Source organism: Guyparkeria sp., assembly GCF_046545975.1.
GTDB lineage: Bacteria > Pseudomonadota > Gammaproteobacteria > Halothiobacillales > Halothiobacillaceae > Guyparkeria.
The window spans coordinates 1-20,663 of record NZ_JBKGYT010000008.1; the positions used below are offsets into that span (position 1 = coordinate 1).

The window sequence follows — 20,663 nt, forward strand, 5'->3', positions numbered from 1 at the left end:
TTCACGCGCCGTCCCTGTGGAGGGGCACGACCGGGCCGCCGTGCCCGGCGCGCGAAACCATCCCACCGAACCCAAGCGAACGCACAGACTGGGCTGAATGCAACGAAGCCCAACACGAAAACCCTCCTGAACCCGGTTTGTTGGGCTTTACAGCCCATCTTGTAAAGGACGACGGCCCTTCACGGCGGACTGCGCCTTGCATCTGGGCCCTTGGAGGTCCCGCTTCAGACGTCATCGAATCGTGCAGAGTTTCCCCAAGTAAAGCACGACGACATCAGACCGCCACCGACGTTTCGTAACGAAAAGTAGTCGGGTTGCTATCATGCGCCGATGACGGACCGTTCCTTCGACGTGATCATCATCGGCGCGGGGGCCGCCGGCCTGATGTGCGCGGCGACGGCCGGCTACCGCGGCCGGCGGGTGCTGGTGCTCGACCACGCCCGCAAGGCGGGGCAGAAGATCCTGATGTCCGGCGGCGGGCGCTGCAACTTCACCAACCTCAACAGCACACCGAACCAGTTCCTCTCGGCCAACCCGCGGTTTTGCATCTCGGCGCTCAAGCGCTACCCGCCGCAGGCCTTCCTCGAACTAGTCGAACGCCACGGCATCGAGCACGTGGAAAAGGCGGCCGGCCAGCTGTTCTGCGCCGGCAAGGCGAAAGAGATCGTCGACATGCTGCTCACCGAGTGCGAATGGGCCGGCGCCGAGGTGCGGCTGAAGACATCCGTCAACGCGATCGAGGCGATCGACGGCGGTTACCGGATCGAAACCGACAGCGGCACGATCGCGACCGAATCACTGGTGATCGCCACCGGTGGGCTCTCGATCCCGACCATGGGAGCGACCCCCTTTGGCTACGAGATCGCCCGCCGGTTCGGCATCGAGGTGCTGCCCACGCGCGCCGGACTGGTGCCCTTCACCCTGCACCCCGACCTCAGGGAGCGCCTCGCCCCGCTGGCCGGCATCGCCCTGCCGGTGGCCGCAACGGCCAACGGGATGCGCTTCGAGGAGCCGATGCTGTTCACCCATCGCGGCCTGTCCGGGCCGGCCATGCTGCAGATCTCGAGCTTCTGGCAGCCGGGCGAGCCGCTGGTGATCGACCTGCTGCCCGGACGGGACGCGACCGCGGATCTGGCCGAGCGACGCGCGAGTCGACCGCAGGGCACGGTATTGCAGTACCTCGACGAGCACCTGCCCAAGCGGCTGGCGCGCGTGCTATGCGACTGGCACCACTGGTCCGGGCCGCTGCAGGAATACTCGCGCGAGGACATCGCGGCCGTCGCCGGTCACCTGCAGCGCTGGGCCGTCCAGCCGGCCGGCACCGAGGGCTATCGCACCGCGGAGGTCACCCTCGGCGGAGTCGATACCCGCGAGCTGTCCTCGCAGACCATGGAAGCACGCCGGCAACCGGGGCTGTTCTTCATCGGCGAGGTGGTCGACGTGACCGGGCATCTGGGCGGGCACAACTTCCAGTGGGCCTGGGCCTCGGGTGTCGCCGCCGGGCAATCCGTCTAGCCCGGACCTTTCAAGAGATATCCGAGCTAGACTCCGGGATGAACCACCCTTCGGTCTCGTATCGCGGGACTCTCGGACAGGAGCGACATGGACGATCTCACCAGCCAGCTCATCCAGGACAACCAGACCCTCTGGCATCTGGGCATCGCCATTCTGCTCGGGGCACTGATCGGCCTGGAGCGAGGCTGGACGAAGCGCAAGGAAGAGGCCGGATCGCGGATCGCGGGGCTGCGCACGCATGCGCTCGTGGGCCTGCTCGGCGGCCTGGCCGGCCTGCTCTCCGAGACGCTCACCAGCTGGGCCTTCCCCACCCTGCTGCTCGCCGTGGCGGCACTCGCCATCGTCGCCTGGCGCACCCGCGCCGAATCGGTGCAGAACTTCAGCATCACCGACAGCGTCGGCCTGCTGATCGCCTTCTGCATCGGGGCGATCGCCGTGGCCGTGGACGTCGTCGTCGCCACGGCCGCGGCGGTGTTCACGGCCATGATCCTCGACAACCGGGAGGAGATCCACGGCCTGCTGCACAAGCTGGAGGCACGCGAACTCGACGCGGCCTTGAAGCTGCTCCTGATCACCGCGGTGATGCTGCCCATCCTGCCCAACGAGGGTTTCGGCCCCGGCGACGCACTCAATCCCTACCAGATCTGGTGGATGGTGGTGCTGATCGCCTCGATCTCCTTCGTGGGGTATTTCGCCATCCGCATGGGCGGGGCCGAGAAGGGCATTCTCTTCACCAGTCTGTTCGCCGGTCTGAGTTCGTCCACCGCGCTGACCCTGCACTTCGCGCGGCAGTCGCGCCTGACGAAAGACCTCGGCCCGCTGCTGGGCATCGGCATCCTGATCGCCTGCGGCACCATGTTCCCCCGCGTGCTGCTGGTGGCGACCATGGTCCACCCACCGATGTTCACCGCCCTGCTGACCCCGTTACTGGTGATGACGATACTGCTGTACGTGCCCGCCTTCTTCATGTGGCGCAAGGCGCGTCGCGGCATCGACGTCGAACAGCCGGAGCTCAAGCAGAACCCGCTGGACCTGACCTCCGCCCTGCTTTTCGGCGTGCTGCTGACCGCCATCATGCTCGCCGGCGAATGGCTGCGGGAATGGCTCGGCAGCGCCGGGATCTACCTGCTGGCCGCCACCTCGGGCGTGGCGGATGTCGACGCGATCAACCTGTCCCTGACCCGGATGGCCCGCGAGACGATCAGCGTGGACGTCGCCGTGGTCGGCATCATCATCGCCTCGGCGGCCAACAACCTGGTCAAGACCGGCATCGCCGCGATCATCGGCACGCGCACGCTGGCCCTGTGGGTCGCCGGGCCGATGATCCTCTCCCTCGCCGCCGGGCTGCTGACCGCCTGGCTGATCTGAGGAACGGAGAACACGGCGGATGAGAATCTGGCGCGCTAGGGTGATACGTCGGTTTCTCCCGTCGTTCAAGGAACATGGAGGGAGACCGGGTTTCGGTGAGCTGGGTGGGACTCGTACCGACCGGGGAGAACTGACGTGAATACTCGATGGCTGATCATGGCCGTGGTCACAATCGGGCTGATCTGGTGGTGGAACCAGCCGGCTGGGGTGGACTGGGATCTCGAGGTGGCCCCGGACGCCCCGCCGGGTTTCGACGCGGACCTTTCCATCGAACGCGCGCCCCTGCAGACCACGCTGGACGAGACGCCGACACTGTCCGCCGGCGGTTTCCGGATCACGCCTCGAGCCGAGTTCCAGGTCGAGGCCCGGGTCCTGGGCCGCAAGGACTACCGCTTCGATGCCGAGGCGGCCCTTTCCCCCACGGACCTGGCGCTGGGCTGGGGGCCCATGGCTCGCCCGGAAGTGCTGGAGGGCTTCGAGATCGACCAGTCCGGACGTTTCTACCGCTGGCACACGGAGCGTTTCCCGGTGCCTCGCGAGGACGTGGAGAAAAGCAGCGCCAACATGCACCTGGTGCCCGCCAATGAATGGATCGCGGCAGACATCGACCGCATTGCCGAAGGCGACACGGTACGACTAGCCGGCCACCTGATCGATGTGGACGGCGAGAATGGCTGGCGCTGGCGCACCTCCCTGACCCGCTCCGATACCGGCCGCGGCGCTTGCGAAGTGTTGCTCGTGAGCCAAGTGCAGATCCGCTAAGGAGACTCTGCACGACGCCGGTCCCACCACGCCAGCATCGCCGGGGTGAGCAGCAGGGTCAGGGGCGTGGCGACGATCAGCCCGCCGGCGATCGCGGTGGCCAGCTGGACCCAGTACTGCGTGGACGGGGCGCCGACGGAAAACCCGCGCCCGACGAAGTCGATGGTCAGGGCGAAGATCATCGGCGCCAGGCCGAGAACAGTGGTCACCGTGGTCAGCAGCACCGGGCGCAGACGCTGCGCCCCGGTGCGCAGGGCGGCCTCAACCGGGTTGATCCCGTCACGTCGCAGCTGGTTGTAGGTGTCGATCAGGACGATGTTGTTGTTGACCACGATCCCGGCCAGGGCGATCACGCCGATGCCGCTCATCACCACGGAAAACGCCTCGGCACGCAGCAGCAGTCCCAGCAGCACCCCGCTGGTGGAGAACACGATCGCGGTCAGCACCAGCAGGGCCTGGTAGAAGCTGTTGAACTGGGTGACCAGGATCAGCACCATCAGCACGATCGCCATGAGGAAGGCCATCGTCAGAAAGCGCCCTGCCTCGGCCTGGTCCTCCTGCTGGCCGCGCACCGACAGCGCGACATCCTCCGGCAACGGGTTGTCCGCCAGCCATTGCTGCAAGGCGCGCATGCGATCGTCGACCAGCTCGCCGGCGGCCACGTCGGCCTTGACGGACAGGGTGTGCCGCCCGTCGACCCGGTGAATGATGCCGGTCTTCGGCGCTGGCACGAACTCGACGAAGTTCTGCACCGGAACCAGCCCCGCCTGCGTCGGCACCCGGAGGTTCATCAGCTGGGCGAGGTTGCGCTCGTCGAAGGGGAAGCGCACGCGGATGTCGACCTCCTCGTCGGCATCCTCGGGGCGGTAGCCGCCCAGCGACAGCCCGCGGGTGAGCATCTGCACGGCCCGGCCGAGGAGATTGACGTCCGCCCCGAAGCGCGCCGCCTCGCGGTGGTCGACCTCCAGGCGCATCTCCACGCCCGGCAGCGGACGGTCGTCCTCGACGTCGACGAATCCGCCCACGACATCCATGCCGCGTCGCAGGTGCTCGACGCCCGCGACGAGCGGCTCCACCCCGTCCCCCTGCTCCCCGGCGGAGACCTGCAGCACCACCGGCTTGCCCTGGCTCGGCCCGCCGGAGTCGGTCAGGAACTGCAGGCGCACCCCCGGGATGTCCGCCATCTCGGCACGCAGATCGGCGAGGATCTCGTCGGCCGGCGGTCGCCGCTGCCAGTCGACCAGGTCGAGCTGGATCACGCCGATCACGTCCTCGGCGTGGTCCTGGCCCAGCCGGTCCTGCTGCGAGGCGATGCTGCGGGCGTAGACGGTCTTGAACGCGGGGTGGTCGTAGAGACGGCTCTCGACGTCCCGCACCAGGTCGTCGATTTCCCATACCGACAGGTCCCCCCGGGCGTGCACCTGGACCTGCGCGAAGCGCGGCTCGACGTCGGGGAAGAAGTCCACCCCGCGTCCCAGCTCTCCATACGCTGCGTACAGGCCGACGGTGAACAGGGCCACGCCGGCGAAGGTCTGCCCCGGGTGGGCGATCGCCCAGCGCAGCAGGCCGACGTAGCGTGCCGTCGGGCCGTCGAGCTCATCGAAGCGCCCCGCCTCGGCCGCCCGGATGTGACGGACCTGCTCCGGGCGGCTCGCCCCCTGCCCGCGCGAGATCGTCGCGGCCAGCACCGGGATGAACAGCAGGGCCATGGCCAGCGACATCAGCAGGGTGACGATCACGGTGGCCGGCAGGTAGAACATGAACTCGCCCATCAGGCCCGGCCAGAACAGCATGGGGAAGAACACCGCCAGCGTGGTGGCCACGGAGGCGGTGATCGGCCAGGCCATGCGCTGGGCCGCCGCCAGGTAGGCGTGCTTCCCGCGGCCCTCGGCCAGATACCGGTCGGCCTGCTCGATCACCACGATCGCCCCGTCGACCAGCATGCCCACCACCAGGATCAGGGCGAACAGCACCACGATATTGAGCGTGAACCCCATCAGGTACAGGACCAGCACCCCGCCGAGAAACGCACCGGGGATGGCCAGCCCCACGAGCCACGACGACCGCCCGCCCAGGGCGAAGACGATGGTGAGCATCACCAGCAGGATGGCGGTGATGACGTTGTTCTCCAGATCGCCGAGCAGGTCGTCGATCTCCTCGGCGCTGTCCTGCAGGTAGCGGACCCGGATGCCGCCGGGCCAGTCGGCCTGCTCGGCCTCGATCACCTCGCGGGCCGCCGCGACGGTCTCGAGGATATTGGCCCCGGCCCGCTTGCGGATTTCCAGCGAGACGGCCGGCTCGCCGTCGATGCGGGCGAACCCCTCCGGGTCCTTGAAGGTCCGGCGCGCGTCGGCGATCTCCTCGAAGGTCACCACCGTGCCCTCGTACGAGATCGCCGGCAGCTCGAGCACGTCACCGACCGACTCGATCACCCCCGGCACCTTGATGTTCAGCCGCCCGGCCCCGGAGTCCAGCGCCCCGGCGGCCACCAGCTGGTTGTTGCGCTCGATCGCCGTGACCAGGTCGTTGAACGGCAGGCGATAGGTCTCCAGTGTGCGCGGGTCGACCAGCACCTCGAGCAGGTCCTCGCGGTCGCCGCCGATCTCCACCTCGAGCACGCCCGGCAGTGCCTCGATCCGGTCGCGCAGCTCGCGGGCGCGCTGCACCAGGGTGCGCTCGGGCGCCGAGCCCGAGAGCGTGGCGATCAGCACCGGGAACATCGACAGGTCGACCTCGGAGACCACCGGCTCCTCGACCCCCGGCGGGAGATCGGGCCGGACCAGGTCGACCTCCTCGCGCACGTCGGCCAGTGCCCGGCGGCTGTCGTAGCCGGGGTCGAAGTCCAGCCGGACCAGGGCGAACCCCTCCCCGGCGCTGGCCTGCATCTCGTCGAGGCCCTCCAGGCCGCCCAGCTCGCGTTCCAGCGGACGGACCAGCAGCCGCTCGCTGTCCTCGGGCGAGATGCCCGGGTAGGCGACGGTGACGAAGAAGATCGGCACGTCGACGTCGGGCGCGGCCTCCTTGGCGATCTGTACATACGCCGTGCCGCCGACAGCCAGCAGGGCCAGCAGCACCAGCAGGACGCTACGCGAACGGGAGAACAGCGCGGCGAGCAGGGCATTCACCGGGACTCGTCCCCCACTCGGTCTGCCTCGACGCGATCCCCGTCACGCACGAATCCCTGTCCCAGCGAGATCAGCCGCACCTCGTCGGGCAGGCCGGTCACCCAGATCCGCTCGGCATTGGCACGCACCGGCGTGATCGGCAGGAAGCGGGCCTTCAGGACGCCGTCCTGCCTCTCGGCGATCTTGACGCCCAGATCACCCTGCTCGTTCTGCGAAATGAGTGCCGGCGAGATCGCGTGGGCACGGACCGTCTCCACGGGGACCTCCACGGTGACGCTGGTACCGGCCGGCAGGTCACGGTCGGGATTGGGCACCCTTACCCGTGCCCGAAAGGTCCGGGTCTGGTCGTCGGCGGTCACCGAGACGTAGACCACCGAGCCGTCGCGGGCCTCGCCGTCGACGAAGATCACGCGGGCCTCCAGTCCCTCGATCACCTCGTCGACACGGTGCTGGGGCACCTGCACCACGGCACGCAGGGGGTCGTTCTCGACGATCTCGGCCACCGGCTCGCCGGCGGCAACCACGTCGCCGCGACGGGCGATCTGGTGGTTGAGCACCCCGCCGATCGGGGCCTCGATGTCCGTGCGCTCGATGTCCAGCTCGATCGAGGCGACGCGTGCCTTGGCCGCCTCGAGCTCGGCCAGGGCGCGTTCCGCCGCCAGCCGGCCCTGGAAGCCTTGGTCCGCCAGGCGGGCCGCGGCGTCGTAGTCACCCTGCGCCCGGCGCTCGGCCGCCTTCGCCTCGCGCAGGCGCGCCTCGCGGTCGTCCATCGAAAGACGGGCGATCCGCTGGCCGGCCTCGACCACCTCGCCCTCCGACACCGGCGTCTCGGCGACCTCCCCGCCCGTCTTGGCCCGCACCCGCACGACCTGCTCGGGCTCGACGTGGCCCTGGAGCGTGACCAGCCGTTCGACCGGTTCGGCCCGGCTGTCGGTCAGACCGACCGCGACCGCCCCGGAACGCTCCGGCGCCTCGTCGTCGGCCGGCTCGCGCTCGCCGGTGATCACCCAGGCGAACAGCAGCAGCGCGACCAGGGCGATCCCCAGCCGGCCGGCATTGCGTGACATCCATTGCATCATCAGGTTACCTCGGTCCACTCACGCGAACTCAGCCCGGGAGCCGGAAATTCGCCGGCCGATCAACTTGTAGAGCTCCATCAGGACATAGGAGCCCACCCCGATGGCGACCACGAGAAGACCGTCGGCCGGGGACAGCCCCTCGGTCTCGAACACGGCCTGGAAGGCCGGCAGGTAGGTCATCGCCAGCTGGGCGAGCACCACGACCAGCACCGCCAGCCAGACCGGGCGCGTGGCGCGTAGCGCTTGCCGGGACAAGGACGCGTCATTGATGGTGCGGATGAAGAACAGCTGGAAGATCTCCATCACCACCAGCGCGTTCATGGCCATGGTGCGTGCCAGTTCCAGCGAGTAGCCCTGCCCGACGGCGTAGTCGTACACGCCGAACACCCCGGCAAGGAAGACCATCCCGACGAAGACGATGTAGATCATCCAGCCGCCGGTGAGGATCGACTCGTCGACGGGGCGCGGCGGGCGGCGCATGGTGTTCGTCTCGGTGGGCTCGAAGGCCAGCGCCAGGCCCAACGTCGTGGCCGTGATCATGTTGATCCAGAGAATCTGGATCGGGGTGATCGGCAGGGTCATGCCGGCGAGCAGCGCCACCATGATGGTCAGGGCCTCGCCGGCGTTGGTCGGCAGGGTCCAGCTGATCACCTTCTTGATGTTGTCGTAGACCGTACGGCCCTCGCGGATGGCGGCGACGATCGAGGCGAAGTTGTCGTCCGCCAGCACCAGGTCGGCGGCCTCCTTGGCCGCCTCGCTGCCGCGCTGTCCCATGGCGATCCCGGCATCCGCCCGCTTGAGCGCCGGGGCGTCGTTCACCCCGTCGCCGGTCATCGCCACGCTGTGGCCACGGGCCTGCAGCGACTTCACCAGTCGCAGCTTGTGCTCGGGGCTGGTGCGGGCGTAGACGTCGATCTCGGCGACCCGCTGGTACAGCTCCTCGTCCGAGAGTTGCTCGATGTCCGCCCCCGTGAGCGCCTCCCCGGGGTTTTCCAGGCCGATCTCCCCGGCGATGGCCATGGCCGTGCCGGCATGATCCCCGGTGATCATCTTCACCCGGATGCCGGCCCGCCGGCACTCCGCGACGGCATCCGGCACCTCCGGCCGCGGCGGGTCGGACAGCCCGACCAGCCCGAGAAACACCAGGCCCGCCTCGACCTCGCGGCGCTCGAGCACCGTGTGCTCCGGGTCGACCGGCAAAAAGGCCAAGGCCAGTACCCGATGCCCCCGAGAGGCCAGGTCGTGGGCCTGCTCCCGCCAGCGGTCGACGTCGAGCGGCCGCGTCTCCCCGTCGACCAGCCGTTCCCGATCGCACATCGACAGCAACTGCTCGGGCGCACCCTTGACGAACAGGCAGGCATGACCTTCGTGGTCATGGTGGAGCGTGGCCATGAAGCGATGCTCGGAATCGAAGGGAATCGAGTCGCTTCGGTGCCAGCGATCCCGCTCCTTGTCCACCTCCAGACCGGCCCGGCCGGCGAACGCCACCAGCGCCCCTTCCATGGGGTCGCCCTCGACACGCCACTCGTCGTCCTGCTCGTGCAGGCTCGCGTCGTTGCACAGCAGGCCGACCCGGGCCAGCTCGGAAAGCGCATCGACGCCCGCCCCGTCGACCGGCTGTTGCTCGCGGCACACCTGGCCGATCGGGGAATAGCCCTCGCCGGATACCGTGTACTCCTCGTCACCGGAGGCGACCACGGTCACCGCCATCTCGTTGCGCGTCAGCGTGCCGGTCTTGTCGGTGCAGATCACCGACACCGACCCCACGGTCTCGATCGCCGGCAAGCGCCGGACGATGGCGTGCCGCCGGGCCATCGCCTGCACTCCGACGGCCAGGGTGATGGTGAGCACGGCCGGCAGCCCCTCCGGGATGGCGGCCACCGACAGTCCGACCACGGCGATGAACAGCTCCTCGAAGGCCATGTCCCGCCACCAGAGCCCCAGCCCCAGGATCATGGCGGCGATCGCCAGGATGACGCCGGTAAGCCAGCGACCGAACCGGTCCATCTGCCGGACCAGCGGCGTGGTCAGCGTCTCGACATCGGCCAGCATCCCGGAAATGCGACCGATCTCGGTCGACGCCCCCGTGGCGACCACCACGCCTCGCCCCTGCCCGCGGGTGATCTGCGTGCCGCTGAACGCCATCGACTGCCGATCGCCCAGGGACGCGTCGGCATCGACCGGGTCGGAGCGCTTCTCCACTGCCAGCGACTCGCCGGTGAGCACCGCCTCCTGGACCCGCAGGTCGTGAACTTCCAAAAGACGCAGGTCCGCCGGCACACGATCGCCGGGCTCGAGCAGGACGATGTCGCCGGGCACCAGGTCCTCGGCCGCCACCGCCTGTCGGCGCCCGTCGCGTATCACGCCGGCCTTCAGGGCCAGCATCTTGCGGATGGCATCCATCGCCTGCTCGGCGCGGCCCTCCTGGATGAATCCGATCACCGCATTGGCCAGCACCACCGCCACGATCACGGCGGTATCGACCCAGTGCGCCATCAGGGCGGTGATGGCGGCCGCGCCCAGGAGCACGTAGATGAGGATGTTGTTGAACTGGCGCAGCAGCCGTCGCCAGGGACTCGGACGGGCCGCTTCCGGCAGCCGGTTGGGGCCATGCTCGTCCCGGCGCGCCTCGACCTCGTCGGTCCCGAGCCCATCGGGGCGGGAGTCGAGCGCCTCCAGAACGGCCTCCGGCCGTTGCGCATGCCAGGTTCCGGCAGGGTTGGATTCGTCCGTCATGACCTTTCGCCGAAGCGTCCTCGAACGGGGAACGGGATACCCGATGGAAGGCCGCGATGGCGCGTCCAACGGTCAGTCGCCAGCAATCAGTCTAGACCGGTCGAAGCGAGGCCGTCGCATCGGCCCGCAGACCGGATGCGGTCAGGGTTGCCGGGCGTCCGCGGCTGCCTCGTCCATGGCCCGGTTGGCGAGCTGGTCGGCGCGCTCGTTCTCGGGATGACCGACGTGCCCGCGGGTCCAGTGCCAGTGCACCTCGTGCCTGGCCGCCGCCTGCTCGAGACGCTTCCAGAGGTCGGCGTTCTTGACCGGCTTGCCGGCCGCGGTACGCCAGTTGCGCCGCCGCCAGTTGTGGATCCACTCGGTGATGCCCTGGCGCACGTACTGCGAATCGGTGGTCAGGTGCACCTCGCAGGGCTCCTTGAGGGCATCGAGGGCCTCGATCGCCGCGGTGAGTTCCATGCGGTTGTTGGTGGTCTCGGTGTCCGCGCCCCAGAGATCGCGCTCGTGCTTGCCGAAGCGCAGCACCGCCCCCCAGCCGCCGGGGCCGGGGTTGCCGCGGCAGCCCCCGTCGGTCCAGGCTTGAACCACCTTGCGCTTGCCCTCCTCGTCACCCATCGCGTCGTTCCGTTTCCCGTTGTCGCTGATTCGATCTCAATGGCATGGCCTCGGCACGCGGCGAGCGCATCCCGGCCACCTCGCCGCGTACCGGGCTCCCCACCAGGGACGGCAACCGGAAGGCCGCCTTCGGCCGGGCCGGCCTCGACACCCGGCGGGTCGCGTCGATCAGGTAGAAACCGTGCAGGAACCAGGCCCACTCGGCGCTCCAGCGACGCACCCGCGCGCAGCGGGCATACATGCTCGCCCGGCACCACGGCCCCACCCCGCCGATCGGTTCGATCGCCTCGATGCGGTAGCCCAGCAGCCGCAGCCAGTCGACCACTCGCCAGGCCGGGTGGTGGGTGCCGGCAGACATCGGCGCGTGGCAGCCGGGCCAGAAACGCGAGCGCAGGTGCAGCAGGCTGGCCGGGTTGACACCCACCAGCATCAGTCGACCTTCGGGCCGCAGACTGCGATCGATCTCGCGCAGGATCTCGTGGGGATTGCTCCGGTCCTCAAGCACATGCAGGGCGATCACCAGGTCGGCCGCCTCGCTCTCGATCGGCAGGGCATCCAGCTCGACCGGCAGCAGCGCGCCGGGATCGCCCCCCGGCGGCCCGGCCTGGACGACGTGACCGACACGCAGCCGGTCATTCCAGTCGAAACGCTGGTGCAGCACCCGGCCCGTCTCGCCCAGCACCAGGGCGTGGTAGCCGAAGGCCGTCTGCGCCCTCTCGACGACCGCCTCCATCAGGTCGGCGGCCACCAGGCGCCCGACCGACGTGCGATACCAGTCGGCCGCGGCAATGCTGGCGGCAAGTCGGTCTGGCACATCCGGTCTGCTCAAGAGATCCTCCTGGATAACGGCCCGGTCTCGTCCGAACCACGTCAGCTAGCGGACTCGTCCGCCGCGGGCGTCCAACGGATCACCCGACGGCTGACGAGCATGATGACCAGTGCCAGCAGGCTGGCGGCGGTCATCGCGGCAAAGGCCATGCCGGGCTCCACTCTACCCCAGAGCAGGCCGGCGAGGTACAGCCCGAGGGCCGCCCCGCCCCCGTAGCTGACCGCCGAGAGGATAGCCTGTCCCCGCGCATGCGCCCGTCCGGGGAACTGGTGGTCGATCACCCAGATGCCGACGGCATGGGTCATGCCGAAGCTCGCGGCGTGGAGCAGCTGGGCGAACAGCAGCCAGCCGATCACGTCGGCCTGGAAACCGATCAGCAGCCAGCGCGCCGCCATCAGGCCGATGGCGAGCAGCAGGAGGCCCAGCGGGGCGAATCGATTCCGGATCCCGGGGAGCAGGAAGAAAAGCACGATCTCGGCGACGACCCCCAGGGCCCAGAGCAGCCCGATGGCGGTGGCCGAGTAGCCCAGCTCGGCCAGGTGGACGCTGAAGAAGGCATAGTAGACGCCGTGGGCGAGGTTGATCAGGAAGTGACCGGCGAAGAAGCCCAGCATGGCCGGCTCGCGCAGCCGCGCCCGGATCGAGACGGGTATCGTCGAGCGATCACGCGGCACGCCCGGCTCGGGCACCCGCAACAGCACGACCACCAGCCCGGCGAGCGTGGCCGCCATGATCCACGGCACCCACTCGATGCCGATCCGGTCGATCAGCGCGCCGAGCCCCACCGAGGCGACGATGAAACCGATCGATCCCCAGGCGCGCAGGGCCGGGTAGCGCTGCGGCTCGGGGCCGGTCAGTCGCAGCGCGGCCACGTCCAGTTGCGAGAGCAGCGGCTGCCAGAAGAAGCCGAAGGCCAGCAGCAGGACCATCCAGCCGATCAGGCCCGCCTGCAGACCCGCCAGCACGCCCAGACCGACGGCCAGCGCCGCACTGACGGCCGCGGCCACGACCAGCCAAGCGATCAACCGGCCGCTGTGATCCACCAGCCAGCCCAGAAGCGGCGGGGCGACGAGCTTGGCGGCCATCACCATCGCCAGCATGGCGCCGACCGTGTCGGGACCGAAGCCCTGCTCGATCAGGTAGGGGCTGAAATAGGGGAGGTAGATGCCCAGCCCGAGGAAGAAGGCGAAGTAACCCAGCCGGATCGGGATCAGGCCCGGCAACCGGCTGGTGGCATTCTCTCGCCGCTCGCGACTCATTCGCCGGGCGCGGGACTACCGGCCGGGATCACCGGCGTATCGCTCTCGACGTCACCGCACTGGCCGCGATGCCGCAGGGCATGGTCCATCAGGGTCAGGGCCAGCATCGCCTCGGCGATCGGCGTGGCGCGGATGCCCACGCAGGGATCGTGTCGCCCGGTGGTGACGACCTCGGTGGACTCGCCGTGCCGGTCGACGCTCTGCCCCGGCAGGCGGATGCTCGAGGTGGGCTTGAGGGCGAGGTGGGCGACGATATCCTGCCCGCTGGAGATCCCGCCAAGCACACCGCCGGCGTGGTTGGACAGGAAGCCGTCCGGGGTGATCTCGTCACGGAACTCCGTGCCGCGGGCGGCGACGCAATCGAAGCCGTCGCCGATCTCCACGCCCTTGACCGCGTTGATGCCCATCAGCGCGTGGGCGATGTCGGCATCCAGCCGGTCGAACACCGGCTCGCCCCAGCCCGGCGGGCAGCCTTCGGCACGCACGGTGACCTTCGCGCCCACCGAGTCGCCGGAGCGGCGCAGGTCGTCCATGAAGGACTCGAGTTCCGGCACCTGCGCGGCGCAGGGCCAGAAGAACGGGTTCTCGCCGACCGCCTGCCAGTCGAAGCAGCCGTCGGTCAATGCAACGGGGCCGAGCTGCGAGAGGTACCCGCGCACGGAGACGCCGTGCCGCTCGGCCAGCCACTTCTTCGCGATCGCGCCGGCGGCGACGCGCATGGCCGTCTCCCGGGCCGACGAGCGCCCGCCGCCCCGGTAGTCGCGCCGGCCGTACTTCTGCAGGTAGCTGTAGTCGGCGTGGCCGGGACGGAACTGCTCGGCGATCTTCGAATAGTCCTTGGAGCGCTGGTCGACGTTCTCGATCAGCAGACCGATCGGCGTGCCGGTGGTTTCGCCCTCGAACACGCCGGAAAGGATACGCACCCGGTCGGGCTCGCGCCGCTGGGTGGTGTGTCGCGAGGTGCCGGGGCGGCGACGGTCGAGGTCGGCCTGGAGGTCCTCCTCGGAGAGCGCCAGCCCCGGGGGACAGCCGTCGACGATCGCGCCCAGTGCCTCGCCGTGCGACTCGCCGAACGTGGTGACGCGGAACAGCGTCCCGAAGGTATTACCCGCCATAGATCCAACCTGACCGAAGTGTGTAGAGCGTGAACGTCTCGGCCGGGCGGCTGGGCAGGGCCGGCCGCCCGGCATGGTAGAATTGCGCGCCATTCCGGCGGCGACGCCGCCCCAGTATACCTGCCCGCTCCGGGCACTGCCCACGAATACCCGCCATGCCGCTCGACCTGATATCCGCCATCGACCGACACGCCGTCGACCGCCCGCGCGCCCGCGCGCTGGGCGACCGCCACGGCTGGCTGGATTACGGCACCCTCGCGGGGCAGGTGGGCGCGGCCGGCGAGCAACTGGCCTCGCTCGGCCTGGGCAGCGGCGACCGGGTGGTGATCTGGGCGGGCAAGGAGACCGACACCGCCGTCTGGATCCTCGCCATGCTGGCATCCGACATCGTGCCGGCACCGGCCCACCCGGCCCTGCGACCCGAGCAGATCGAGCACCAGTGCCGCCAGTGCAATGCCCGCGGCCTGCTCCTGGATGCCGCCAGAAGCCGCCAGTGGCACCCGGGAAGCGAGGGCGACGGCTGGCGCTGGGCGCCGACCGGCGGCGAGCCGACGCCCCTCGAGCCGCTGAACGGCCGCCAAGCCGCCCTGCCGGCACGGGGCGCGCGCCGGCCGGAGCGGCTGGCCATGCTGTTCTTCACCTCCGGCAGCACCGGGCTGCCCAAGGGCGTGATGGTCAGCGAGGGCAACCTCGACACCGGCACCCGCATCGTCGCCGACTACCTCGGGCTGGACGAGGCGGACACGATCGCCGCCATCCTGCCGCTGGCCTTCGACTACGGCTTCTCCCAGCTCCTCACCGGCCTGTGGCGAGGGGCGGCGGTCTACCTGGACGACTATCTGCTCCCGGCCGACCTCAAGCGCCCGCTGCTGCGCGAGGGGGCCACGGTGTTCGCCGGCACCCCGGGCCTGCTGATCCCGCTGGCGGGACAGCCCTGGCTCGCCGATGCACCCGCCCTGCGGGTAGTCACCAACTCCGGGGGGCACCTGCCGGTCGATGCGGTGCGCGGACTGCGACAGGCGCGGCCGACCACCCGGCTCTACCTGATGTACGGCCTGACCGAGGGCTTCCGCGCCACCTTCCTGCCACCCGAGGAAGTCGACCGGCACCCGGACTCCATCGGCTACCCCCTGCCCGAGACGCCCATCGGGCTGGTCGACGCCGACGGTCGCCTGCTGGGCCCCGGGCAGACCGGCGAACTGGTCCAGGGCGGCCCGCTGGTCGCCCTGGGCTACATCAACGACCCGGAGGCCACCGCGCGGCGCTTTCGCCCTGCCCCGCCCGGCTGGCCGGGCGCGTCCGATGCGCGCGTGCTGTTCAGCGGAGACCGCGTGCGGCAGGACGACGACGGCCGGCTGTACTTCCTCGGGCGCATCGACGAACAGATCAAGGTGGCCGGCTTTCGCATCAGCCCGGAAGAGATCGAGGGCGTCGCCCTGTCCGCGCCCGGCGTGACCGAGGCCGTCGCGCTCGGCCGACCGGACCCGGCCAGCGGCAACCAGCGGCTGGTGCTGCACGTGGCCCCGGTGGCCGTGGACGTCGATGCACTGCGTCACCACCTGCGCCGACACCTGGCTCCCTACCAGCAGCCGGCCGAGATCCACCGCCACCCGAGCCTGCCGCGCTCGGACAACGGCAAGCTCGATCGCCGGGCACTGAAGGAAACCGGAGAGAACTGACCCATGGCACGATCCGACGCCCCCACAACCAGGACCGGACGCGAGGTGCTCGACGCGACCCTCGGTACGCTCTCGGACTGCTGGGACGGCAGCGAGGCCCTGTCCATCGACGGCCAGCCGCTCTCCGCCCGTGTCCCGACCACGCCGGCCTATGTCTACAACCGTCGCTGCCTCGATGCCGCCGTTGCCCGTCTGCGCGCGCAGCTGCCCGCCGGCATCGGCATCCACTACGCCATCAAGGCCAACCCGTTCCCGCCACTCGTGCGCCACATGGCCGGGCTGGTCGACGGTTTCGACTGCGCCTCCGAGGCGGAAATGCGACTGGCCACCGATGTCGCCTCCCCCGAACAGCACCTGTCCATCGCCGGCCCGGCAAAAGCGCGTGCCGAGCACCGCTTCGCCATCGAACGGGGCATCACGATCAACGCCGAGTCGACCGGCGAACTCGAGCGCATCGCCACCGAGGCGCAGGCCACGAGACGGCGTGCCCGGGTGGCCCTGCGGGTCAACCCGCCCTTCTCGCTCAAGGGCTCGGGCATGCACATGGGCGGCGGCGCCCGCCCGTTCGGCATCGACAGCGAGGCGATCCCGGCCATCCTGGCGCAACGCGACCGACTGGCCGATGCCGGCATCGACCTCGTCGGCCTGCACCTGTTCGCCGGCTCGCAGAGCCTCGACCACGAGGCCATCGCCGCCGCCCTGGACGCCTGGACGGATCTGCTGCGCGGCTGGCAGGCAGAGACCGGGTTCACGCCGGGCGAACTGATCATAGGGCCCGGACTGGGCGTGGCCTACCACCCCGGCGACCGCCCGCTCGACCTGGACCGGCTGGCACCGGCCTTCGAGCGGCTCGACCGGGACATCCGTGCCCTGGGGGAAGCGGGCGGCATCGACATCCGGACCCGCCTGGAGCTGGGCCGGTTCCTGGTGGCCGCGGCGGGCATCTACCTCGTGCGGGTGGTCGACCGCAAGGTTTCGCGGGGCCGGACCTACCTGCTCTGCGACGGCGGCATGCACCACCACCTGGCCCTGTCGGGCAACCTCGGCGCGGTGCTGCGCCGCAACTGGCCACTGGTGGCCCTCGATCGGCTGGACGCGCCGCTCGACGAGTCGGTCGACATCGCCGGGCCACTGTGCACGCCGCTCGACGTGCTGGGCAGCAAGCAGCCCCTGCCGGGCCTCGCGCCGGGCGACTGGCTGGGCGTGTTGCAGTCCGGGGCCTACGGTGCCAGCGCCTCGCCGGCCGGCTTTCTCTCCCGCGGTCCCGCGACCGAATACCTGGTCTGAGCCGCCGGCCGTGGCCTCAGCGCATGGCCCGGCGGACGGGGGCGAAACTCTGCCGATGGATGGGGCTGGGGCCGTGTTCGGAAAGTGCCGCCAGGTGGGCAGGGGTCGGATAGCCCTTGTGCCTGGCCAGCCCGTACTGGGGGTAGTCGGCATCCAGGGCGACGATCTGACGATCCCGGCTGACCTTGGCGAGGATGGAGGCGGCCGCGATGGCCGGATCGGAGGCATCACCACCCACCAGCGCGTGGCCGATCACCGGCAGTTCGGGACAGCGGTTGCCGTCGATGTGGGCCCGGTCGATCGGATGCCCCTGCTCGATCAGCGCGAGCACGGCACGGCGCATGGCCAGCATCGAGGCGTGCAGGATGTTGAGGCTGTCGATCTCGGCCACGCTGGCCTCGGCGATCGCCCAGCCGGAGGCGCGCTCCCGGATCTCGTCGAACAGCGCCTCGCGCCGACGCTCGGTGAGCTGCTTGGAGTCGTTCAGCGCGGCGATGCGACGGTCCGGGTCCAGGATGACCGCGGCGGCGACGACGGGACCGGCCAGCGGCCCGCGGCCGGCCTCGTCCACGCCGCAATAGACGCCGCCGGCGTCCAGATCGTCAAACAAATCCGCTTGCGGCATACTCGTGCCCATCCATTGCCCCATCCATCGCTTTCATCGAGGGTCGCTTGAACTCGTCAACCGCTACCGGTTCCACCCCGCGGGTAATGCTCGCCGCCGGCGAGGCCTCGGGCGACATGTACGCCGCCGAGCTGGTCACCGCACTGCGCCGACGCATGCCGGGGCTCGAGGCCATCGGCCTGGCCGGCGCCCAGTCTCGCGCGGCCGGCATGGAGACGATCGTCGACTTGGACCGCGTCTCGGTCATGGGCCTGGTGGAGGTCATCCGCCACTACCCCGACCTGCGCCGCGCCATGAACGAGATGGTCGCCGCACTCGACGAGCGCCGACCGGACCTGCTGATCCTGATCGACTTCCAGGAATTCAACCAGCGCCTGGCCCGCGCGGCGCGGGCACGCGGGATCCCGGTGCTGTTCTTCGTCGCCCCGCAGGTGTGGGCGTGGCGGCCGGGCCGGGCAAGGCACTTCGGCCGCATCGCCGACCACCTGGCCGTGCTGTTCGACTTCGAGCAGCCGCTGTTCGAGCGTCACGGCCTGCCGACGACCCACGTGGGGCACCCGCTGATCGACCTGATCGACCGCGAGGCGCCGACCCGGGACGCGGCCCGCGACGAACTGGGGCTCGAACGGGACACGCCCTTAATCGGCCTCTTGCCCGGCAGCCGGCACGGCGAGATCGAGCGGTTGCTGCCGATCTTCCTGGCCACGGCCGAGCGACTGCTGGCCGCCGATCCCTCGCGGCGCTTCCTCCTGCCGCGGGCCGGCTCCCTCGAGGCCGAGTGGCTGGAACGCCAGGTCGCGGCCGCCAACCCCTCCGATGCGCTCCATCGGGCACTGCGGGTGCTCGACGGCGGCTCGCGGACGGTCATGGCGGCCAGCGACGCCCTGCTGGTGGCCAGCGGGACCGCCTCGCTGGAAGCGGCCCTGATCGGCACGCCGATGGTGATCGCCTACCGGACCAACGCGCTGACCCACGCCATCGCCCGACGGCTGGTCCGGATCGAGCACATCGGCCTGCCCAACATCGTCCTCGGGCGCGAGGCGGTGCCGGAACGCATTCAGCACGACGCCACGCCGGCGCGACTGGCCGCGGACATCGAGGCCCTGCTGAACCCCGCCGGCGCCGCGGCACAGCGCGCCGACCTGGCCGAGATCCGCGAACGCCTCGGCGCCGGCGGCGCGCTCGACCGCCTGGCCGACCTGGCCGCCGACATGATCGACCGCCCGGACCGGTAGCGCCCCCGGGAGAAAGACCCTCAGCCTTCCCCGGTCAGTCGACGGGGGTCGAGAAGTTCGGCCAGCCTGTCCTCGTCGAGATCGGTCATCTCGCGGGCCACGTCGATGACCGCTCGTCCCTCCGCATAGGCCCGCTTGGCGATCGCCGCGCCGGCCTCGTAACCGATCACCGGGTTGAGTGCCGTCACCAGGATGGGGTTGGCGGCGAGATCCCGCTCGATGCGCTCGCGGTTGACCACGAAGCCGGCGATGGCCTTGTCCGCCAGCAGCCGGCTGGTGTTGGCCGACAGCTCGATCATCTCGTCGAGGTTGGCGGCGATCAGCGGCAGCATGACGTTCAGTTCGAAGTTGCCCGACTGGGCGGCCAGCGCGATCGCATGATCCAGCCCCTGCACCTGCACGGCCACCATGGCGGTCGACTCCGGGATCACGGGATTGACCTTGCCGGGCATGATCGAGCTGCCCGGCTGCAGCGCCGGGAGGGTGATCTCCCCCAGCCCGGCCAGCGGGCCGCTGTTCATCCAGCGCAGGTCGTTGGCGAGCTTGTGCAGGAAGGCCGCCAGCCCCCGCAGGGACGCCGACAGCGCCAGCGAGTCGTCCTGTGCACTGAGACCCGCGGCCAGGCTGGACAGGCGCGAGAACGGCGCCTGACGATCCATCGACTCGTTGAGTGCGGCGACGGCCTCCTCGGCGAAGCCCGCCGGGGCATTGAGCCCCGTCCCGACGGCCGTGCCACCGAGCGGGAGCGCAAGGTTCCGGTCGCGTGCCTGCTCGACGGCCCCTCTGGCGGCGCGCAGTTGTTCGACGTAGCCCTCGAGGACCTGGTCGAAACGGATCGGCGTGGCGTCCATCAGGTGGGTGCGGCCGGTCTTGACGACGTCGGCCAGTTCACGGGCCCGGTCGAGCAGGACCGTTTCCAGGTGCGCCAGCGCGGGCAACAGGTCGGCCTCGACCCGGCTGACCGCCATCACGCGGATGGCGCTGGGAACCACGTCATTGGAGCTCTGGCTCATGTTGACGTGGTCGTTGGGGTGCACGTCCGCCTGCTCACCGGCAAGGCGGGCGATCACCTCGTTGACGTTCATGTTGCTGCTGGTGCCCGAGCCGGTCTGGTAGACATCCAGGGGAAAGATCTCGCCGAACGCCTCGTCGAGATCCCCTCCCGACAGGCGCGTGATCAGCTCCCCGGCAACCGCCTCGATCATCTGCGCCCGCTCGGCGTCCAGGCCGCCGGTTTCGTGGTTGGCGCGCGCGCAGGCGGCCTTGATTCGGCACAGCGCCGCAATGAACGAAACGGGCATGGTCCGCCCGCTGACGGGAAAGTTGTCGACCGCGCGCTGTGTCTGCGGGCCGTAGAGGGCGTCGGCGGGCAGGCGGACCTCGCCGAGACTGTCACGCTCGATACGCTCGGGGGTTTCTCGACTCATGGCATCA

15 protein-coding genes are annotated in these 20,663 nt (G+C 70.0%); 6 read left to right on the forward strand and 9 right to left on the reverse strand.

Annotated elements, in window-relative coordinates; genetic code table 11:
- The first annotated feature begins 330 nt into the window (after positions 1–330).
- From ACLFMY_RS01570 to ACLFMY_RS01580, 3 genes are all read left to right on the forward strand, one after another.
- Positions 331–1,515, forward strand: coding sequence for an NAD(P)/FAD-dependent oxidoreductase (locus ACLFMY_RS01570; RefSeq protein WP_410762753.1), 1,185 nt, complete (start codon positions 331–333; stop codon positions 1,513–1,515).
- Between the two features lie 87 nt (positions 1,516–1,602).
- Positions 1,603–2,883 (forward strand): MgtC/SapB family protein, encoded by a 1,281-nt coding sequence (locus ACLFMY_RS01575; protein ID WP_410762754.1) that lies wholly within the window; start codon positions 1,603–1,605, stop codon positions 2,881–2,883.
- A gap of 135 nt (positions 2,884–3,018) precedes the next feature.
- Entirely contained in the window at positions 3,019–3,645 is a 627-nt protein-coding gene (locus tag ACLFMY_RS01580) for a hypothetical protein (protein WP_410762755.1), read from the forward strand.
- Here the strand turns inward: ACLFMY_RS01580 and ACLFMY_RS01585 are convergent.
- The 7 genes from ACLFMY_RS01585 to aroC all read right to left on the reverse strand — a co-directional run bounded on the left by ACLFMY_RS01585 (position 3,642) and on the right by aroC (position 14,403).
- On the reverse strand, positions 3,642–6,770 hold the full coding sequence (locus ACLFMY_RS01585) for an efflux RND transporter permease subunit (RefSeq protein ID WP_410762756.1): 3,129 nt from the start codon (positions 6,768–6,770) through the stop codon (positions 3,642–3,644). The two genes, ACLFMY_RS01580 and ACLFMY_RS01585, sit on opposite strands and share 4 nt — an antisense overlap.
- Positions 6,767–7,849: an efflux RND transporter periplasmic adaptor subunit gene (locus ACLFMY_RS01590; RefSeq protein ID WP_410762757.1), complete on the reverse strand. Its 1,083-nt coding sequence runs from the start codon at positions 7,847–7,849 to the stop codon at positions 6,767–6,769. The genes ACLFMY_RS01585 and ACLFMY_RS01590 overlap by 4 nt, the downstream gene beginning before the upstream one ends.
- A gap of 18 nt (positions 7,850–7,867) precedes the next feature.
- Complete coding sequence (locus tag ACLFMY_RS01595; RefSeq protein WP_410762758.1) at positions 7,868–10,585, reverse strand: cation-translocating P-type ATPase; 2,718 nt, start codon at positions 10,583–10,585, stop codon at positions 7,868–7,870.
- 141 nt (positions 10,586–10,726) lie between these two features.
- Positions 10,727–11,200, reverse strand: a complete 474-nt coding sequence (gene rnhA, locus ACLFMY_RS01600) for a ribonuclease HI (RefSeq protein WP_410762759.1) — start codon at positions 11,198–11,200, stop codon at positions 10,727–10,729.
- Entirely contained in the window at positions 11,193–12,014 is an 822-nt protein-coding gene (locus ACLFMY_RS01605; protein ID WP_410762760.1) for a methyltransferase domain-containing protein, read from the reverse strand. Before ACLFMY_RS01605 ends, rnhA begins: the two co-directional genes overlap by 8 nt.
- Before the next feature lie 56 nt (positions 12,015–12,070).
- Complete coding sequence (locus ACLFMY_RS01610; RefSeq protein ID WP_410762761.1) at positions 12,071–13,288, reverse strand: MFS transporter; 1,218 nt, start codon at positions 13,286–13,288, stop codon at positions 12,071–12,073.
- A complete protein-coding gene (gene aroC, locus ACLFMY_RS01615) occupies positions 13,285–14,403 on the reverse strand; it encodes a chorismate synthase (RefSeq protein ID WP_410762762.1) in 1,119 nt (372 codons plus the stop codon). The genes ACLFMY_RS01610 and aroC overlap by 4 nt, the downstream gene beginning before the upstream one ends.
- 155 nt (positions 14,404–14,558) lie before the next feature.
- Between aroC and ACLFMY_RS01620 the strand changes: the two genes are divergently transcribed.
- Complete coding sequence (locus ACLFMY_RS01620) at positions 14,559–16,082, forward strand: AMP-binding protein (protein ID WP_410762763.1); 1,524 nt, start codon at positions 14,559–14,561, stop codon at positions 16,080–16,082.
- 3 nt (positions 16,083–16,085) lie between these two features.
- On the forward strand, positions 16,086–17,369 hold the full coding sequence (locus ACLFMY_RS01625) for a pyridoxal-dependent decarboxylase, exosortase A system-associated (RefSeq protein ID WP_410762764.1): 1,284 nt from the start codon (positions 16,086–16,088) through the stop codon (positions 17,367–17,369).
- A gap of 16 nt (positions 17,370–17,385) precedes the next feature.
- On the opposite strand, the gene rnhB is transcribed toward ACLFMY_RS01625, so the two are convergent.
- Entirely contained in the window at positions 17,386–17,994 is a 609-nt protein-coding gene (rnhB, locus tag ACLFMY_RS01630) for a ribonuclease HII (protein ID WP_410762765.1), read from the reverse strand.
- Between the two features lie 47 nt (positions 17,995–18,041).
- On the opposite strand from rnhB, the gene lpxB reads away from it, so the two are divergent.
- Positions 18,042–19,229 carry a lipid-A-disaccharide synthase gene (gene lpxB, locus ACLFMY_RS01635; RefSeq protein WP_410762766.1) on the forward strand — a complete coding sequence of 396 codons (1,188 nt, stop codon included), beginning with the start codon at positions 18,042–18,044 and terminating at the stop codon, positions 19,227–19,229.
- 20 nt (positions 19,230–19,249) lie between these two features.
- Here the strand turns inward: lpxB and ACLFMY_RS01640 are convergent, their stop codons facing one another.
- The gene (locus ACLFMY_RS01640) at positions 19,250–20,656 is read right to left on the reverse strand and encodes a class II fumarate hydratase (RefSeq protein ID WP_410762767.1); all 1,407 of its coding nucleotides are present in this window, start codon (positions 20,654–20,656) and stop codon (positions 19,250–19,252) included.
- Positions 20,657–20,663: the final 7 nt, after the last annotated feature.